This window comes from Sphingopyxis sp. 550B (assembly GCF_057401805.1).
On record NZ_CM171610.1, the window covers coordinates 2,284,357 to 2,301,494 of the forward strand.

14 protein-coding genes and 5 pseudogenes are annotated in these 17,138 nt (G+C 59.6%); 14 read left to right on the forward strand and 5 right to left on the reverse strand.

Translation table 11 applies throughout. The features are described from left to right. Nucleotides 1–115: 115 nt before the first annotated feature. The 8 genes from AC2S9W_RS10660 (at nt 116) to AC2S9W_RS10695 (ending at nt 7,543) form a co-directional block, all read left to right on the forward strand. Nucleotides 116–799 (forward strand): hypothetical protein, encoded by a 684-nt coding sequence (locus tag AC2S9W_RS10660; protein ID WP_486570782.1) that lies wholly within the window; start codon nt 116–118, stop codon nt 797–799. Continuing rightward, nucleotides 796–1,809, forward strand: a complete 1,014-nt coding sequence (locus tag AC2S9W_RS10665; RefSeq protein ID WP_486570783.1) for a hypothetical protein — start codon at nt 796–798, stop codon at nt 1,807–1,809. Before AC2S9W_RS10660 ends, AC2S9W_RS10665 begins: the two co-directional genes overlap by 4 nt. Before the next feature lie 114 nt (nt 1,810–1,923). Beyond that, the gene (locus tag AC2S9W_RS10670) at nt 1,924–2,580 is read left to right on the forward strand and encodes a hypothetical protein (RefSeq protein WP_486570784.1); all 657 of its coding nucleotides are present in this window, start codon (nt 1,924–1,926) and stop codon (nt 2,578–2,580) included. Nucleotides 2,581–2,608: 28 nt separating this feature from the next. Beyond that, nucleotides 2,609–3,385, forward strand: a complete 777-nt coding sequence (locus AC2S9W_RS10675; protein WP_147161409.1) for an NYN domain-containing protein — start codon at nt 2,609–2,611, stop codon at nt 3,383–3,385. Between the two features lie 72 nt (nt 3,386–3,457). Further along, nucleotides 3,458–4,036: a GIY-YIG nuclease family protein gene (locus AC2S9W_RS10680; protein ID WP_486570785.1), complete on the forward strand. Its 579-nt coding sequence runs from the start codon at nt 3,458–3,460 to the stop codon at nt 4,034–4,036. 69 nt (nt 4,037–4,105) lie between these two features. After that, nucleotides 4,106–5,089 carry a competence protein CoiA gene (locus AC2S9W_RS10685; protein WP_486570786.1) on the forward strand — a complete coding sequence of 328 codons (984 nt, stop codon included), beginning with the start codon at nt 4,106–4,108 and terminating at the stop codon, nt 5,087–5,089. A 99-nt stretch (nt 5,090–5,188) separates the two neighbouring features. Beyond that, complete coding sequence (locus tag AC2S9W_RS10690; RefSeq protein WP_486570787.1) at nt 5,189–5,929, forward strand: PGN_0703 family putative restriction endonuclease; 741 nt, start codon at nt 5,189–5,191, stop codon at nt 5,927–5,929. A 144-nt stretch (nt 5,930–6,073) separates the two neighbouring features. Beyond that, on the forward strand, nt 6,074–7,543 hold the full coding sequence (locus AC2S9W_RS10695) for an ADP-ribosylglycohydrolase family protein (protein WP_486570788.1): 1,470 nt from the start codon (nt 6,074–6,076) through the stop codon (nt 7,541–7,543). A gap of 30 nt (nt 7,544–7,573) precedes the next feature. Here the strand turns inward: AC2S9W_RS10695 and AC2S9W_RS10700 are convergent, their stop codons facing one another. Both AC2S9W_RS10700 and AC2S9W_RS10705 read right to left on the reverse strand, forming a co-directional pair. After that, nucleotides 7,574–8,797, reverse strand: coding sequence for a hypothetical protein (locus tag AC2S9W_RS10700; protein ID WP_486570789.1), 1,224 nt, complete (start codon nt 8,795–8,797; stop codon nt 7,574–7,576). A gap of 32 nt (nt 8,798–8,829) precedes the next feature. Further along, a complete protein-coding gene (locus AC2S9W_RS10705; protein ID WP_486570790.1) occupies nt 8,830–9,765 on the reverse strand; it encodes a hypothetical protein in 936 nt (311 codons plus the stop codon). Between the two features lie 603 nt (nt 9,766–10,368). Here AC2S9W_RS10705 and AC2S9W_RS10710 point away from each other — a divergent pair. Continuing rightward, nucleotides 10,369–10,808, forward strand: a pseudogene (locus AC2S9W_RS10710) (transposase); the annotation flags it as partial. A 99-nt stretch (nt 10,809–10,907) separates the two neighbouring features. Here AC2S9W_RS10710 and istB read toward each other — a convergent pair. Together istB and istA are read right to left on the reverse strand one after the other, a co-directional pair. Then, entirely contained in the window at nt 10,908–11,744 is an 837-nt protein-coding gene (istB, locus tag AC2S9W_RS10715; RefSeq protein ID WP_067182650.1) for an IS21-like element helper ATPase IstB, read from the reverse strand. Beyond that, a pseudogene (istA, locus tag AC2S9W_RS10720) lies at nt 11,741–13,253 on the reverse strand (IS21 family transposase). Before istA ends, istB begins: the two are co-directional and overlap by 4 nt. A gap of 117 nt (nt 13,254–13,370) precedes the next feature. On the opposite strand from istA, the pseudogene AC2S9W_RS10725 reads away from it, so the two are divergent. Next, a pseudogene (locus AC2S9W_RS10725) lies at nt 13,371–13,838 on the forward strand (IS3 family transposase); the annotation flags it as partial. Between the two features lie 209 nt (nt 13,839–14,047). Here AC2S9W_RS10725 and AC2S9W_RS10730 read toward each other — a convergent pair. Continuing rightward, a pseudogene (locus tag AC2S9W_RS10730) lies at nt 14,048–15,344 on the reverse strand (IS110 family RNA-guided transposase). 153 nt (nt 15,345–15,497) lie between these two features. On the opposite strand from AC2S9W_RS10730, the pseudogene AC2S9W_RS10735 reads away from it, so the two are divergent. From AC2S9W_RS10735 to tnpB, 4 genes and pseudogenes are all read left to right on the forward strand, one after another. Then, nucleotides 15,498–15,836, forward strand: a pseudogene (locus AC2S9W_RS10735) (integrase core domain-containing protein); the annotation flags it as partial. A gap of 49 nt (nt 15,837–15,885) precedes the next feature. Then, nucleotides 15,886–16,278 carry a hypothetical protein gene (locus AC2S9W_RS10740; RefSeq protein WP_486570791.1) on the forward strand — a complete coding sequence of 131 codons (393 nt, stop codon included), beginning with the start codon at nt 15,886–15,888 and terminating at the stop codon, nt 16,276–16,278. 148 nt (nt 16,279–16,426) lie between these two features. Next, complete coding sequence (tnpA, locus tag AC2S9W_RS10745) at nt 16,427–16,771, forward strand: IS66-like element accessory protein TnpA (RefSeq protein WP_296626228.1); 345 nt, start codon at nt 16,427–16,429, stop codon at nt 16,769–16,771. Next, nucleotides 16,768–17,136: an IS66 family insertion sequence element accessory protein TnpB gene (tnpB, locus tag AC2S9W_RS10750; RefSeq protein WP_486570792.1), complete on the forward strand. Its 369-nt coding sequence runs from the start codon at nt 16,768–16,770 to the stop codon at nt 17,134–17,136. Before tnpA ends, tnpB begins: the two co-directional genes overlap by 4 nt. Nucleotides 17,137–17,138: the final 2 nt, after the last annotated feature.

A 17,138-nucleotide genomic window follows, 5' to 3' on the forward strand; every position in this document is an offset into this window, starting at 1 on the left:
TTGGTCAAATCTCAACAGGTCGAAGCTGCGCCGGCAGTAGCCATACGACCGTTTTTGTCGTGGGTGGTCGCTTTTAAGAATTTGGCTTACGGCTGACCGAGAACGAGGGACAAGAATGGGCCTATTTAATCGCATTTTTCTCGGGCACCGGATCGATGATTGGGCGTCGGAATACTCGCTTGTTGCGGCCAGAACGCTCAATCAGGTTGCGGCCGACTTGATAGCGAGCGCTGAGCAGGACGTTTCCAATGCAAGTCTGAAGGACGGCCTGTTGGCGCAGTCCTCCTTCTTGCAAAACAGCATCGCTCCGAAGGTTCGGGAGGTCGCGGAGCCTGTAGCGATTGAGATTCTCAACGAAGCAAACGCCGCCCTTGCGGCGATTGTAGAGGAACAAGCCGTCTGGGTGAGAGGTCCGGACTATGCTGAGCAACCAGAGGCTGCATTCGATGGCGCCAAGGATATCGCTGCAGCAGCAGTGCCACTCGCTGCGGGGGTTGCGACCGCCGCATCGCTTCCTTTCGCAGCGGTGACAACGACGACCGCGTGGCTTGGACTGGTCACCACGACAACAATCAGCTGGCCGATTGTACTCGGCGGCGGCGCGCTCGCCGGACTGGGCATTGCAACAGGGCTGCTCAACACCGCGAAGATCCGCGACCGGACCCAAGCCAGACTGCGTGACCGCGTCCGTTCCTTTGTCGTTGCCTCGCTAATTGGTGGAGATGAAAACTCACCGTCAATCCTGCAGCAGTTGACCGCGGAGTTTGACCACGCCGCTAAACGTGCAAAAGCGTTATGATCGGGGCACTTTCTCACGTGGTCCTGCGAGAAGTGCCTGCCGAACTGCTGGCTGGCGTGTCATCAGGCGAGTACCGCGTTGCTGGTTCGATAATTCAGTCCGTTTCTTCGGGACGGGTTGTCGGTCATCTGCAAGAGACGTCAGCAATATCCTCTTTGCTGAACTTGAGCCCGCTCGGCCTGCCGCAAATGGCGATGGATGCAGTCACTGTCGTTCAGAACGAGCAGATCAAGGCTGCGATATCTGTCGTTCAGTCGCTGCAAATCGCAAACCTTGCGGTCAGTGGGATCGGTATTGGTGTTTCCGTAGCTGGCGCCGCGATCTTGGCGAAGCGTATCGCGAGGGTCGAGGAGAAGGTTGACGCGATCCTTCCAAACCTAGATGCCATCGTGCGGGGACTGGAGGCCATGCGAGTCGAGAGGATCGCAGAGGATTTCACGCGACTTCGTACATTGGTTGATCAGGTTGAAGAGGCCTGGTTACCATCCGCATCCCAACGAGAATGGATTGCAATTGCACGGGATGCGCATTTTCTAGCGGACAGCTTCGAGCGCCGCGCGCGCGAGCTAGGTGCCGCGAGCAATGTGCTCAACACGGACCCCATGGTCGAAGCCTTCGCTCTCGCATCAGGGCTTCGCGTGACTGCACGGATGGCATCCTCCCAAGACGATATGGCTAGGGAAGCTGCGAGTTCTCGGGCACTCACGCTGGTACAGTTGGGGGAGGCAATCCAGCTTGCCCCTCTCGTTCTTGCTCACGCGCCAATGGAAAATGCTGGCACGTCGACATGGTTAGAGGTTTTGGAGCAGAAGGCAGGCGACTTGCGCGCAACCGTTGCTCGAGTGCGCGATCGCGAGATCGCCGCTGCCGGTACTGTTGAGACTCTTCATGAGTTGGCGCGCCGAGGCGTCTCCGGTCGAGAATGGCTCGATGCCGCAAAATCTGAGGGGCATAATCCCCTGCTGTTTCTTCCCGTCTGTGATGTCAATTTGCAGCAGAAAGCGCGGTGATACGGGGAGCGGGCGATCAAACCTGGAAATTCGTTCGCATTTTCGGTGAAATCGAGAGCGGCCTGGTTCGCGGCAATTTCGTCCCGGCTCGTTGATTGGGAAAAGGAAGATTGGATGGCTGGCCCAAGCGAATTGATCACGGCTGTAGAAATGGCCGCCGCCAGTGGCATAGACCCCAAGCGCCTACGAGCAGCGCTTCGATCTGCAAGTCTCGATTGGCATTCGCACAACGGTCGTTGGGAGGTCGTGCGAGGGAGCGATCAGCACCGAGACATCGAACGGGTTATGGCGCAGCTAACAGGAGGGAGTGTCAGGCTCCGATCGACGTCAAAGGCTGCACAAGGCGCTTGCAAGGCCGCAATTCGTGACGAGCATTACGTGCTCGATCTCTGCGACGCGGTTGTCGGGCTGAAGGCCGTCCGACAGCATTGCTTCCCGTTTCTGACCGGAGATCCAGATCGGCGTGGTCACCGGAAGCCATTACCTGTCGATGGCTTTTATCCTGCTCTTGGCCTCGTCGTGGAATATCATGAGCGCCAACACCGCGAACGTGTCGGATTCTTCGACGATAAGCCAACGGTTTCCGGCGTTCCTCGGGGTGAACAGCGCCGACGATATGATGAGCGCCGCGCCGATTTGCTGCCGAGGCATGGCTACAGTTTAGTCGTTCTCGAGGTGGACGAATTCGCACATGATAGGGCCAAGCGCCTGCTCAGGACCCCTGAAGATCAGGCCGTTGTCAGCCGGCGCCTTCAAAGTTTTATCGGCTGATTAATGGATATCAGGGCAATGGTGCAAAATGGCCAATGAACCTCGCACTCCACGTCTTGCTGTCTTGATTGACGCAGACAATGCATCTTCCCGGATCGCACCGCGCCTTTTTGAAGAGATTGCAAAGATCGGTGAAGCAAGTGTCCGCCGCATTTATGGCGATTTCTCCGGAACCAGGCTTAAATCCTGGGCCGACGTTCTCGCCACTCATGCGATCAAGGCGCACCAGAACTTTGCATATACCAGCGGCAAGAATGCCTCGGATATTGCGTTGGTCATCGACGCGATGGACCTTTTGCATACCGGTCGGTTCGACGGGTTTTGCCTTGTCTCTTCCGATAGTGATTTTACCGGCTTGGCCTCGCGCATCCGTGAGCAGGGCATAGATGTCTACGGCTTCGGAGAGCAGAAAACACCCGAGAGCTTCCGCCAAGCGTGTCGCCGCTTCATCTACACTGAGAACCTGCTGCCAGAGGCGCCAACGTCAGATGAGCCAGGCCGACAGGATGCCCGTCCGGCTAGCGTAAAGAAATCGCCCACTGCTGCGGCACCTTTGATCCGAACTGCCATCTCACAGCTCGATGATGAAGGGGGCTGGGTACCTCTTGGGCGGGTGGGTCAACGCCTTGCAGCACTCGCCTCCGACTTTGATCCCCGAACCTATGGTCACGGCAAGCTGAGCGACTTGGTCGAAAGAGCAGGGGGTTTCGAATCACGCAGAACTGAAACCGGTCATTTGCAGATTCGCGTCGTTCCCTCTGGAAAGGCGAGCCAGGCGAAGGCCAAACAGGCAAAGCCCGCATGACAGTCCCGGTTCACCCCTGCGCGAGCTTGAACTCGCCGTGCGCGGCAGGGATTTGAAAAGGGAGCACCGCAGTTGGCTCGCCTCACCAAGGCGCATTTGCGCTACTTGAAGCACCACGGGATCGAACCTGAGGAAGCGTTCGATGCCTCGGGCCTCAAGCGAGCTGAATATCGACCCAGAATGAAGGCGGAGGGGAAGTTCGTCGCCTACGGTGTCACCCCGTGTCATAATGGCCACGCTTTGCGCAATCGATACGGAAACTGCATCCAGTGTTTTCCCGCTTCGATCGCCTTCGCGCGTCGAAGTGAATTGTCAGGCTACCTTTACCTCGCCCGGTCATCGGGCTTGGGCCTGATCAAGGTCGGCTTCTCCAGCGACGATCCGGATAATCGAATCTACATCGCGAATCTCGACGGATACGGCGGAGCATGGGACTGGCAGATTTGCGCGACGGTTTGGGCAGATCATGCAGGGGCGAAGGAGATTGCCGTTCATCAATCGCTTTCCGACTTTCGCGCTGAAAGGGCCTGGATACGGAATGGGACGGCTATCGTTTCTAAGGAGCTGTTTGACTGTGATCTGGCCGCAGCCATCGGTGCCTTGTCGGCACACCTCACAGCCAAAGAACTGCAGATGATTGAGTACAGGTAAGCAGTCGTGGCACTACGATGCATAGATGCGCTGACTGGACAGAGCCTGCACGCGTTCGAATTTGATCCCATGGAATGGGACAATCTGGCGTTGAGGAACAAGCGGGAAGGGCATCTGCGAGCACCCTGCTGTCAGGCTGACGTGATCCTCAGGCGATCCAAGTTGGGGACGCAGCATTTCGTGCACAGAGTTCGCGGCACCTGCAACAGCGCGCCCGAAACGGAAGAGCACAGGCAGGTGAAGCGCGTTATCGTAGAAGTGGGAAGAGCGAACGGTTGGCTGGCTGTTGCGGAAGTGGATGGCCTGAGCCCGGAAGGCGAAGCCTGGCGCGCCGATGTCCTGTTAAGCAAGGGCGCGGCTCGCATCGCCATTGAAGTCCAGTGGTCAAAGCAAAGCGACGATGAGACAGCGCGCCGTCAGGCCCGTTATGCCACGTCGGGGGTCCGGGGGCTTTGGGTATTCCGGCAGCAGCGTTTTGCGGCATCCAAAGACATTCCTGCCGTTCGGATCTGCGGGACGCTTGCCGATGGCTTTGAAGTATACGTACCAACCGGAACAGGCGAGCAGGTTCTGCCGCTGGCATCGTTCGTTTCAGCCGTTCTGAACCGGCAGTATCGCTTCGGACTACCGTTGGGGGCACCAGCGGCAGTTGCCGTGCGCTGTGGGACCATAGACTGCTACAGGTGTGGTGCGGAAACGCCGATCATCACCGGGCTCGACATCAACGTTGGCCCACACGAGCTCTCCGCCACCATCAAGGAACTCGACCGTTGTCCTGATCTGATAGCGCGCGCGCTGCAGGTGTTGCCACAGCACATTTCACCCGGCCGGATCATGCGCCGTCACAGCCAAGAAGCGAACTCCCGCTATCTGAGCAATGGCTGCGCCCATTGTGGCACCCTGATAGGCGCCCATTACGAGTATCTGGCGTGGGAAAATCAGGCCGTGGTTGGGAAGTTCCAGGCGGTTGTTGATAATGGCCTACGCCAACTGGCCATGGAACTTGGTGAAGCGCCAGAATGGGGCGTCCACCCGGAAATTTCTCCGATCTAGGCTCTCCAGTTCAATTCTTTGCAAAGGCAATCTTTGGAAAGGCAAACAGCCAGGACGACTGCGACCACTTTTGACGGGCACGGGAAATAGGAGAAGATGATGAGCGAACTTTTTCTCCCCGGCGTTCCTGAGCATCTCGTCCGCCAAGCATTAGATAGAGCTGGGGGCAAGGAATTGGCCTCGGGCAAATTTGCAAATCCAGAAAGCAGCGCAGCTTTGGCGGCGAACGGTTTCGGTTGGTTTATTGAACGACCCGCTTTGCTTCCGGCTTTCCCGGGCCTCGACGACATCGATTGGCCCGCAGTATCGGTCGAGATCGAACGGCAGATGCGTTTTCCCTGGTCTGGCGGTCGTCACCCATGGCTCGATGCCGCGGTTGTTACCGAGACCCATCTCATTGGCGTTGAGTCCAAACGGTTTGAGCCATTTCGTGATAGAAAGCAGGCCGTTCTGGCCGAAGCCTATGATCGCGATGTTTGGGGCGAAGCGATGGAGCCCTGGCTTACCATGCGCGACGCCTTGAGAAGCGATCCGTCCGCTTATCGCTTCCTTGATGCGGCACAGCTTGTGAAGCACGCTTTCGGGTTGGTGACCGAAGCTGGGCGGGTCAACCGATCGCCGGTCCTGTTGTACCTCTACGCCGAGCCATCACGAGTGGCTGCATCTGCGTGTTCGGCGCACCGCGCGGAAATCCAAGTCTTCTCTGCCGCAGTGCGTGGCGCACGTGTTCGTTTTGCGGCGGTTAGTTGGTCGGACTGGCTGAAACGCTTCGATACGACAGCAGCGTCATCGGGAGTTAGGGCCCATGCTGAGGCATTACGCCGCAAGTTTGAGCCATAAGTGGGACGAACCAACGCTTTCACACGATTTCCATCGGGAATGCCCCATTTCTGCACCGGTGGTTGAGAGGCGCGGGCGATGCAAGATCGCCAACGAGGAGTATGTGCGACCAAATTTGTCGCAATGAGGATGTACCCAGCCGTAATGAACAGAAATGTCCGCACGAGCTTTACCGACCCGATCCAAATTGCGACGCTGTCAGCTCGCAATGGCCGCATTGGAGTGTCCTTTTGCCCAGGCAAGCATAGTAGATCCGTTGGTGGATTTGACTGGCGGCGTGACCTGGCTGTGGACCTCGATGCGGTGTCCGAGTGGGGGGCGGCTGCGGTCATCTCACTCATTGAAGACCATGAGATCAGGACGCTAGGCGTCTCGAATCTGGGCTCGGAGGTGGCTGCCCGAAGGATGGAGTGGATCCATCTGCCAATTCCTGATGTGACGGCTCCGGGCGAGGAGTTCGAACAAGGATGGCTTTCGGCTGGGGCTCGCGTCCGCGGCTTGCTCACCAGTGGACAGAGCGTTTTCATTCATTGCAAGGGTGGGCTCGGTCGTGCGGGAACCGTAGCGGCGAGACTCCTCATTGAGCTTGGAGAAGCCGACTCGAAAAGCGCAATTGCGCGAGTGCGCGAAGTCCGTCGCGGCGCAATCGAGACTGTGCCCCAAGAGGACCACCTACACTCGATTTGGAAGCTCTTCGACCGCGCTCGCGGATGCCTGCTTGGACTGGCAGTCGGAGATGCCTTGGGGACGACTCTCGAGTTCAGGAGACGTGATTCCTACGACCACATTACCGACATGATTGGGGGAGGGCCGTTCGGTCTGGACGCGGGCACGTGGACCGATGACACTTCGATGGCCTTGGCGCTCGGCGAGGCCCTACTCGCGAGTGCGGCCAAGGGCTCGATCTTCGAGCCAGCGGAGGCGCAAAAGCGTTTCGTAGAATGGTGGAGGAATGGATCGTACAGCCCAACCGGCGACTGTTTCGACATCGGGATAACCACCCGCCAAGCGCTGTCTCGGTTTGAACAGACCGGCGATCCTATCTCCGGCTCAGCTGATCCTTTTTCAGCCGGGAACGGTTCGCTCATGAGACTGGCGCCCGTCGCAATCTGGGGGACCCGCGCGGATCCTTCGGTAATGACCAGAGTAGCCCGTCGGCAGAGCATGACTACCCATGCGGCAGAGGCATGTCTGGAAGCCTGCGATGCTTACTCACTCATACTGCGAGCGGCGATTCTCGGTGCTGATTTCGATGGGGCACTGACCCACGCTCGCGGAGAGTATGGACCCGAGATCGGGCCCATTATCGCCGGTAGCTGGCGCGGGAAGCAGCGCGATCAGATTTCGAGCAGCGGCTTCGTGGCGCATAGTCTCGAGGCGGCCCTCTGGTGCCTGGATAACACGGACAACTTCGATGATGCCGTGCTTTTGGCGGCAAACTTGGGTGAGGATGCCGACACCACTGCTGCCATCACAGGCCAGTTAGCTGGAGCCATCTATGGATCCTCGTCCATTCGGCCGTCTTGGTTGGAAAAGCTGGCATGGCGCGAGGAAATTGAGGGTCTTGCTCGCAACCTGGCTTTCCCGGCAACCACGCCGCCGAGCCGGCACTGATCGATCTCAGTGATCGATGCTCAGCACAGTTCACCAGTATGCGTTCGGGTAAAATCCGCGATCATCGTCGCTACCAAACACGTTTTGCTCCCGAAACAGTTCGTCCAAACCGATCGCACTCAACTTGCGATCTGCGGAAGCAAGCTTCTTTCTGGTCCAGGCCACGAACTCGGAAACCCGGAGGCCCTGATCGTCCGGAAGTTCTTCCTCCAGCCTTGCGACAAAGTTCCTCAAGCGATCCCTGTGTTCAAGGCGAGCGAGCACATCCTCGAGAACCTTGCTTCGGCGGTCGTCTATGTGGGCCAGCCGCTTGGCTTCGATACGCCGTTGTTTGGCTTCCTCTTCCCGAAGACGAGCTTCCTCGGCCTTCTTGTCATCCTCGACCTTGGCTGCTGCCAGGACGGCGAGCCCTACAGCAATGTCTGGCGCCAGATTCTCAAGTCGTTGGAGCTTGGCATCCTTGAATGCTCTGCGAACCTGCGACGCATACCTTAGATGAATATCAAACTCGAAGGCCAGCTGACCGGTGGGCACATAGTCCCATTCCGGTCGTCCAAAACTGAAGCTGTGAGGCGTCCAATCGCTGCGGCTCCAATCCCGCGATCGCCGTCGCTGACGACGCTCGTCTTCGGCGATCTCCTCGGGCGTCAAAACATGCTTGATGCGTTTGTAGGCTTCCTTCATGGCGAACGTGATAGCCACGGAGCCGTTGGTAAAAGTCGCCTTGCTTGCCTGAGCGGAAAGCTCAAATCCTTGGGCCTTGGCGGCAGCTACGATCTGGAGCAGACACAATTCTGCCCGGTCGATTGAAGCTGGAGCCATTTCGAGATGGACATATCCGTCCGACGAAAGGGTGACGAGGCCGGTGTGCTCAGGCTTTGCCTTTCGCAGCTTGTCGAAGCTCTTTTTCACCAAGGGATGCGAGAGCACCTCTCCCGACAGATCGAGTTCGGACGCCTTTACGCGTGCTTGTTCTCGTGCCGACGCCAAGTTGTCAGGTTCTTGCCGGACCTCACCACTCGCTATGACGACTGTGAGGGCGACCCCAGCTTTGGCCTTCGGAAGCGGGATTCGCTTCACCTTGTGGCCTGCAGCATGCTTTGCCCACCACCCGAGCGGCGGATTGGGAATATCGTGCTTCCTGCAGATCTTGTGGAGAGCAACATCAGAAAGTCTGAATTCCTTGGCCAAGTGGGTCATCGGCTTTGACCAGACTAGTTCGTAGAATTCTTCGCGGGTAAATCTCTGGCTCATATCGGCTGGACTCCGCCTGACACGGTCGTCTGTTAGAAAAACTTTTCGGCTACAGTCCGTTTGCCACGTGGTTCTGAGAAAGTGAACTTGTCGCCCTCAGCATAGTAGAAGCCCGAAACATAGACATCGCCGTCGCCGATCTCGACACGGACGGAAAGTTCCATTCCATCGTCCCACGTGTCGCGGATTGCAGCTTTGCAGGTTTCGCCGCGCAGCTCGAAGCTGAACTTCTCGCTGGCCTTGTCCCAGCTCGATATGGCGGTGCGCAGAAGCGTTTCATTGATGGCATCGCGCTTCTTCTGCGAAAGCATGTCCAACGATTCTTCCCGTACTGGGCCGAACATGCCGCTGCTATTAAGGGCGTCTAGGATCTTCCGCATATGAACGCCGGTATGCTGGTTCACAAAGAGTGACGAACGCTTACCGTGGGGCCGGCCCAGAATGTAGGCGCGCATGTTCCACCAGGTCTCTGCTACTTCGGCATGTCGCGCATTCTTGACGGTTTGCCCTACGAACCATGCCAGAGCATTGCGGCCGCGGATGGTTCCGTCGGCTTCAAGCTCGACCTCATAGGCTTGCACCACAACGGGGTGTGCGCTGTCAGCGTATAACGGCACTTCAATACGGTGGGCGTGCAGACCCGGGATCTTGTTAACGGTCTCGACCAACCCGTCTGCGTCGTCCTGCGAGTATGGGCAGGTCACAAAGCCGCGCACGAACTCAACCGTGTGATCGGCGAGTGCGTAGGCCTTGACCTGCGATACTGCGGAGACGTGGTGCGAGGAGCTAGCAGGTGGGGCTGTTAGAATTGGATGCCAATCAGGGAATGCATACACGGCATTCCCCAAGTCTTGGATCAGACCCTCGACAGTCCGTCTTCCTGCCTCGGGGTCACTGAGGTTCTTGGTTAGATAATCGATAGCCTTCGCATTCTGTTGGCTTGCTTCGGTAGGCGCTCTGAAATCCATGACCTCGCACTCACGTGAAAATTGAAAAAACGTGAAATTCAAGAATCACGTGATAATATAATTTCACGTAAGTGTCTAGCTTTGCGGCATCGGAAGTGTTTGGCGGGTTTCTGGCTGGGGCGAATCTGAGACGAACGAACTTGAAGCGGTTGGTTTCGTCGCATCATTTGCTCAGTCCGCCGCAAGGGTGCCGGCTGGGGGTATTGCAGGGGGTATTTATCGGAGGATCCTCTAAATTATGCAATTAAAGCAGTATTTTGCCGCTGATCTAACGATCCCTCCTCCGCTACCAAAGCCCATTTTCCGCCGACGACCCGTTTTGGACGCTGACGGACATTTTTCCAACGAAATCAGATATTTTCGGGTTCCAATCGCGGACGCTCATGTCCTGTTGCGACCCGCTGCGACCCCTGACGTCAATTTGTTTTGGGGGTGGCAATGGGGTAATTTTTGCCTGTTTCCAAAAGCAGGCGATACCCCCACCATGCCACTCAAAGAACTTGAAATCAGATATGCGGCCAAACGGCAGCGTCCTGGTCTGCCTTGGAAAAACTGGTCCAATTCTAGAGAGAGCCGATTGTGGCGAAAGAATTGGAGAAAGTTATGGGACGTCAACGTTTTACGCCGGAACAGATTATCGCGAAGCTGCGTGAGGCGGATGTGCTTGTGGGGCGGGGATCGACGGCGGTCGAGGCTTGCCGCCAGATCGGTATATCCGAGCAGACGCTGTATCGGTGGCGCAAGGAATATGGCGGCCTGAAGGTTGATCAGGCGCGGCGGATGAAGGATTTGGAGCGGGAGAATGCGCGGTTGAAGCGGCTTGTTGCTGACCTCGCGCTGGACAAGGCGATCCTGCAAGAGGCGTCGAAGCTGACTTTTTGAGCCCCTCCCGTCGCCGCGAGGCGATTGAGCAGGTTCGTCGTGCGTTGCCGGTATCGGAGCGACGGACCTGCCGCGTGCTCGGCCAGCACCGCTCGACACAGCGACATCCTCCGAGAGATGATGCCGACGAGCGACGCCTGACGGCCGACATCATCGCGCTTGTAGCGCGACGATCTGGATGAGAAGTTAGCGACGATCAGGATGAGAAGCGCTGACCGCGACGGTGCCGTTTTGATGTGTTTAATTGTCGCTGGCAAGGCCTATGTCGCAGGTTGATTGTCGTGGAGCGACAGGCCGGTATTTTTGATTGTCGCGACCTTTGCGGGCCGACCTGCGCCGTGCTGCTTTCGGTCGATCGCGGCGCGCCGCCGATAGCTTTCGACGTTCATTTCGAAGATGGTGGCGTGGTGCACGAGGCGATCGACAGCGGCCAGCGTCATGGCGGGATCGGGGAAGACCCGGTTCCATTCGCCGAACGGCTGGTTGGCGGTAATCAGCAGCGAACGCCGCTCGTATCGCGCGCTGATCAGCTCGAACAGGACCGAGGTTTCGGCTTGGTCCTTGGCGACGTAAGCCAGATCGTCCAGGATCAGCAGATCGAAGCGATCGAGCCGATTGATCGCGTTTTCGAGCGTAAGCTCGCGGCGCGCAACCTGCAGTTTCTGGACGAGGTCGGAGGTCCGGACGAACAGCACGCGCCAGCCCTTTTCGATGAGCGCCAGTCCGATCGCCGACGACAGGTGCGATTTGCCCCCGCCGGGCGGGCCGAACAGGATCAGGTTCGCGCCGTTTTCGAGCCAGCTGTCTCCGGCGCAGATCGCCATGACCTGCGCCTTCGATATCATCGGCACCGCGTCGAAGTCGAACGTATCGAGCGTCTTTCCCGGCAACAGCTTTGCTTCCGCCAGATGCCGCTCCATCCGGCGGCGACCGCGTTCGGCGATCTCATGCTCGGTGATGGCGCTGAGGAACCGTGCCGCCGGCCAGCCCTCCTTGTCGGACCGATCGGCGAACGTCGGCCAGAGCTGCTTGATTGTCGGAAGCCGCAGCTCATTGAGCATCAGGGTGAGCTTGGTCGCATCGATGCCCTGGGTCATGCCATTTCCTCCGCGCGAGGAGCCAGCAGCGCTTCATAGGCGCTCAGCGGGACGAGCTCGACGATAACCTCGGGTAAAGCCGCGGGGTCGGGCGCGAACCGCGCACGCAGCGCTGCCATGTCCGGCATGCCCTGCGGCGTCGCCAGCAGGGATTCCAGCACGCCAGCAAGCTCGGCCTCGCAGGCCCGCTCATGTGCAAGGCTGAGCAACTCGACCATCGTCCGGCACGCCATCCGATCGGCGAGCCGCTCGATCAGCCGGTCGAACATGCGCCGATAGGCCTCGCGCGGGAAGAGCTGGTCACGGTAAACGAGGTTCAGCAACGCCATCGGCTTACGCCGCAGCGCATGGATCACATGGCGATAATCGACGACATGATCATGCTTGCCTTTGCGGTCGGCGCGACCGCGCGGCAGAGTGAACAGGGGCGTGCCGCCGAGGAAGAGCTCAAGCCGGTCGTCGTAAAGCCGTACCCGCAGCCGGTGACCGATCAGCCGCGACGGCACCGTGTAGAAGACCTTGCGCAGCGTGAACCCGCCCGAGGAGGTGACCATGACGAGCACCTCTTCATAATCGCTGGTGCGCATGCCCGGCAGCGACTGAAGCACCGCCCGCTCGGCGTCGATGCGCTTCGCGCTCCGGGCATTCTTGCGCGCGACGATCTCGTCGATGAAGCGTCGATATTCCGCAAGCTCGCCAAAGTCGACCGATCCGCGCATCAGCAGGGCATCACGCACTGCCGCCTTCAGATGCCCGTGCGCGCTTTCTATCGCGCCATTCTCGTGCGCAACGCCGCGGTTGTTGCGGCTCGGCTCCATCCGGTAATGGCGGCACAGCGCGTCATATCTGTGCGTCAGATCATCGCGCGCCGATGCATCCAGATTGCGGAACGCCGCCGACAGGCTGTCGCTGCGATGTTCACGCGGCGCCCCGCCCAGCGCCCACAGCGCATTTTGCAGACCCTCCGCCAGCGCGACATAACTCTCGCCGCCAAGGATCACATGGGCATGCTCGAAGCCCGAACAGGCGAGCCGGAAGTGATACAGCCGGTGGTCGAGCTCGACCCCCGCGATCCGTACACCCAGATCGGCCATGTCCGTAAAATCCGACAGCCCCATCCGCCCCGGCTCGTGCACCGGCGGAAGATCACATCGCGATCCGGGCCTTGCAGCGCCCGCCAACTGCGGATCCGACGCTCCATCGTCCGCCGCACTCCATCGGGAAGCTCAGGATGACGACGCTGCATTTCTTCGAACACCGCGACGGCGCGGATTCCGGCGCACTCTCCAGAAGCGGTACAACCTCGCTATCGAAGATATCCGCCAGCGGATCGGGGCGACGGCGACCGCGCGGCGCCTTCTTTTGCGACGGCAACTGCGCATCCTGCTCCAGCCGATAGGCCGTCGCCGTGCTGAACGCCGCGCACGCCGCCGCTGAACGCGGCGACACTGTCTGTCTCATCTTCATATATAATCTCACCTGATGATCGTTGATATGGCTCCCAGGCACCGCTTCTCCCCTTCAGAAGGAGGCGCCACCTGACAGGTCACGATCACCAAAAGCGCCCTTCCAGAAGAAAAGGCGCTCGCGGCGGTGTGTCGTCGCTCGGGGCTTCGCCCCTCGTCCCGACAGACACACCGCCGCCTTTCTCATCTAGATTGTCGCGCTGTTCTCACCTTGATTGTCGCGCAGCACGCGCTGGCGAAGGATTATGGCCGTTACGGCTATCGCCGTATCCATGCGCTGCTCGGGCATGCCGGCTGGCAGGTCAGCCTGTCGGTGGTCGAGCGCATCTGGCGGCGGGAGGGTTTAAAGGTGCCGAAGAGACAACCGAAGCGCCGCCGGCTCTGGCTTGGCGACGGGTCGTGCATCCGGTTGCGCCCGCTGCACCGCGGGCATGTGTGGTCCTACGACTTTGTCGAGGATCAGACGCACAACGGCCGGAAGTTCCGGATGCTCAACATCATCGACGAGCATAGCCGGGAATGCCTGGCGATGGTGCCGCTGCGGCGGTTCCGGTCGAACGACGTCATCGACGTCCTCGCCGATCTGTTCATCGAACATGGCCCACCCGAGCATATTAGGTCCGACAACGTCCTATGTTGGGAAGCAGCGGCGGGAACAGGCCAGCAGATCTCGTTGCGCCGAATGTGATCGGCGCTGATGATTTTATGATCCAGATGGCTTCCATCGTCAAGGAAGGCGCTCTCGGCCATAGCAAACATAGGATCCATCGATCATCGGGATCGTGGTCCTCACCGTCCTTAAGATGAGATACGCATGCCAGATGGAAGGCCCGAACATTATCTACAGGGTCGCCGTAGCGCCCTCACGGCACAGCAGAGAGGGGTCCTTCCATCTGGTGTCCGCCCGTTCGACGAACGGGCGGTACTCGGTTCCCGTCTTGATGACGGCGTGCACGACGCGCGCCATCTTGGCGGTGAGAGCGGTCATCGCCTTGCGGCGGCGATCGGGGTCGTCGACATGGCCATCGACATAGCGGGAGAGCTTGTCACGGAAGCTGTTGTTGGGTTGTCGGATCGCGACCTGCGTGGCCATCCAGAAGGTGCGTCGCAGCCGGGCATTGCCGTACTTTGATAGCTTCGTCCGCCCCCGAAATATCCCTGACTGGTAGGTAGCGAGGTCGAGGCCGCAGAACTTGAGGAACTGGCGATGGTGGCTGAACCGGCGTAGATCGCCGGCCTCGGCCAGGATCGTCAGAGCGTTGATCGGACCGATACCGGGGATCATGCGCAGGAGCTGATAATCGCTGTTCGTCGCCAGCGCGTCATGGGCGATCCGCTCGATCTCGTTACGCTGCTGAATCAGGGTGCGCGCCTGGGAGATGACCATGCGGAACATTGTGACCGCCGTGGAATCTTCGTCGATCGGCAGCGCGATCGATGCACAGGCGGTCTCGTAAATATCGTTGACCACCCGGGCCTTGGAGACCTTGCGACCGATCAGCGGCCAAGCCTGTTCGGTGAACGCCTCGCGTCCGATCGAGGTGATGCTGCCCGGCGTCGGGAAGCGTTCGATCAACGCCAGGAACCAGTCGGACCGGCTGTTGCCGGCGAAACGCTCGATCTCCGGAAAATACAGTGGCAGATAATGCGTGAGGATCCGATGCCAGGTCTGGGTCTTCGCCTTCGATATGGCTTCATGCGTCTTCGACATCTCCTGCAGATCGTTGATCCCTGCCGCCAGCGGATCGACATAGCGCTGGGTCGCGCCGATCTTCAGCATGTGCAGGATGACTTGCGCGTCCTTGGAATCATTCTTGTCCCAGCCATTGTGCAGCGCTTCGCGTGTCCGGGCCAAGGCGACCGACGAAATCAGGCGCAGTTCGCACCCGGCGGACAGCAATCGATGCGCCAACGTGCGGTGATAGTTGCCGGTTGCTTCAAAGCCGACGATCACGGGCCTACCGATGGCCGTCAGATCGTCCGCCAGCCGGTCATAGTCCGCCTTCGTCGCCATGACGGTCATACGGCGTCGGCGGCCGCCCTCCGGTCGTTCGAGGAGAACCTCCTGGCGGTGCTTCGACATATCGATGGCTACCAGGACGGCGTCGGGTGGCGTAGAATACAGCTTGGTCATGATCGGTCAGCCTCCAAAGAGTTGTGTCGACAACATCTCTTTAGAGACCTGCTGGCCGGTCATGACTGCCTTGATGAAGCCGGCGGGCGCTACGCGCCCTTGTCTCCATCAAGGCATCGCGGCCCTTCGAAAGGCTGCTTCCCAATGTGCTATGGTCCGGAGTTTATCGCAACGGCGGTGCAGCAATGGCTCGCCCAGATCGGCGTAAAGACGCTCTACATCACGCCGGGTAACCCGTGGGAGAATGGCTATATCGAGAGCTTCAATGCCCGTCTTCGCGACGAACTGCTCAATGGTGAAATCTTCTACAGCCTGGAGGAGGTCCGGTGCGTCACCGGCTGGTGGCGCGATCATTACAATCGCCTCCGGCCGCACAGCAGCCTCGGATACCAACCACCGACTCCGGAAACGATCAAGATGCCAGCCTGGCCGCTCGGCTCCGCTGCGCTCCGCCTCCCGCCCAGGCTGGCATCGGAGGCGATCTTCAACTAACTATGCAACCGGACCAGTCATCGCGGGCAGTCCACGCCTGAAAAGCGAATTGCTCACGCGCTCTGGGCTCCCCGCGATCGACCAGCTTCGCGCCGGCGGGCAGTCGCGCCACAATCTTTCGATGCAGCTTTCGGTGGGCAAGCGCGGCATCGGCGCGAACCTCAGCGGCAACTGGAGCAGCCCGGGCCGCCTGCGCGGCGCGGCCGACGATGCGGATGCGGCCTTCCGGTTCAAGCCGCCGCTGACCTTCAACCTGTCCGCGTTCGTCGAACCCGATCGCCTGTTCGCACTGTCGGGCAAGAAAGGCGCGCTGAACGGTCTCAAGATTTCGGTCGATGTCCGCAATCTCTTCAACGGATACCGCCGGGTGACGCTCGCCGACGGCCGCGTGCCCTCCGGCTACAGCCGCAACGAAATCGACCCGCTCGGCCGCACGCTGTGAGGTGGTCCCGCCTTCTTGGACAGTTTGGCGGCTAAGTTAAGCTAATCCCGGTTGTCGTTCATGCGTATCCGCCCGGTGAGGGCCGCCTTGTTCGTCGCGGTTTCGCTCGCTCATAAGCGTGCTCGTATGAGCGAGCTTAAGGACGGATATGAGCCAGGTAACGCTGTTTAGCGGCCCCGAGCGGCGTCGGCGGTGGAGTGAGGATGAGCGGCTTCAGATCCTGAACGAGGCGTTTGCGCCGGGTTCCTGCGTTGCCGAGGTTAGCCGCCGATATGATGTTTCCACCAGCCTGATCTATGCATGGCGGCGCAAGTTTCGCGCGGCATTGCCAGGCCCCGTATTCGCCGAGGCGATGGTGGCCGACGAGCTGCAGTCGCCTTCGTCCGTGCCGGGCGTCGCGATCCTGATCGAGCTTCCGGGCGTCGGCCGGGTCAGCATCGCGGCCTCGGCATCGCCGGTGTTGGCAGCCGCGGCCTTGAAGGCGCTGCGATGATCCCGCCCGGCGCACGGGTGTGGATAGCGATGGGTCATACGGATATGCGCAAGGGCATGCAGGGGCTCGCGCTGCTCGTCCAGCAGGCCCTGGGGCGCGATCCTTTCGGCGGCGATCTCTTCGTCTTTCGGGGGCGTGCCGGATCGCTGACCAAGATCATCTGGCATGACGGTATCGGCATGTCGCTTTACGCCAAGCGGCTCGAGAAGGGGCGCTTTATCTGGCCGTCGGCGAAGGACGGGATCGTGTCGCTGACGAGTGCCAACTGGCCTGTCTGCTCGACGGGATCGACTGGCGTAACCCGCAGTATAGCTGGCGGCCACAAAGCGCGGGATAGCGCCCGGTATGATGCATTTTGGGCTTGATT

Coding starts and splice junctions, on each gene's coding strand:
- AC2S9W_RS10660 (WP_486570782.1), top strand. CDS start 116: ATGGGCCTATTTAATCGCATTTTTCTCGGGCACCGGATCGATGATTGG.
- AC2S9W_RS10665 (WP_486570783.1), top strand. CDS start 796: ATGATCGGGGCACTTTCTCACGTGGTCCTGCGAGAAGTGCCTGCCGAA.
- AC2S9W_RS10670 (WP_486570784.1), top strand. CDS start 1,924: ATGGCTGGCCCAAGCGAATTGATCACGGCTGTAGAAATGGCCGCCGCC.
- AC2S9W_RS10675 (WP_147161409.1), top strand. CDS start 2,609: ATGGCCAATGAACCTCGCACTCCACGTCTTGCTGTCTTGATTGACGCA.
- AC2S9W_RS10685 (WP_486570786.1), top strand. CDS start 4,106: ATGGAATGGGACAATCTGGCGTTGAGGAACAAGCGGGAAGGGCATCTG.
- AC2S9W_RS10690 (WP_486570787.1), top strand. CDS start 5,189: ATGAGCGAACTTTTTCTCCCCGGCGTTCCTGAGCATCTCGTCCGCCAA.
- AC2S9W_RS10695 (WP_486570788.1), top strand. CDS start 6,074: ATGAACAGAAATGTCCGCACGAGCTTTACCGACCCGATCCAAATTGCG.
- AC2S9W_RS10700 (WP_486570789.1), bottom strand. CDS start 8,797: ATGAGCCAGAGATTTACCCGCGAAGAATTCTACGAACTAGTCTGGTCA.
- AC2S9W_RS10705 (WP_486570790.1), bottom strand. CDS start 9,765: ATGGATTTCAGAGCGCCTACCGAAGCAAGCCAACAGAATGCGAAGGCT.
- istB (WP_067182650.1), bottom strand. CDS start 11,744: ATGACCCAGGGCATCGATGCGACCAAGCTCACCCTGATGCTCAATGAG.
- tnpA (WP_296626228.1), top strand. CDS start 16,427: ATGAGCCAGGTAACGCTGTTTAGCGGCCCCGAGCGGCGTCGGCGGTGG.
- tnpB (WP_486570792.1), top strand. CDS start 16,768: ATGATCCCGCCCGGCGCACGGGTGTGGATAGCGATGGGTCATACGGAT.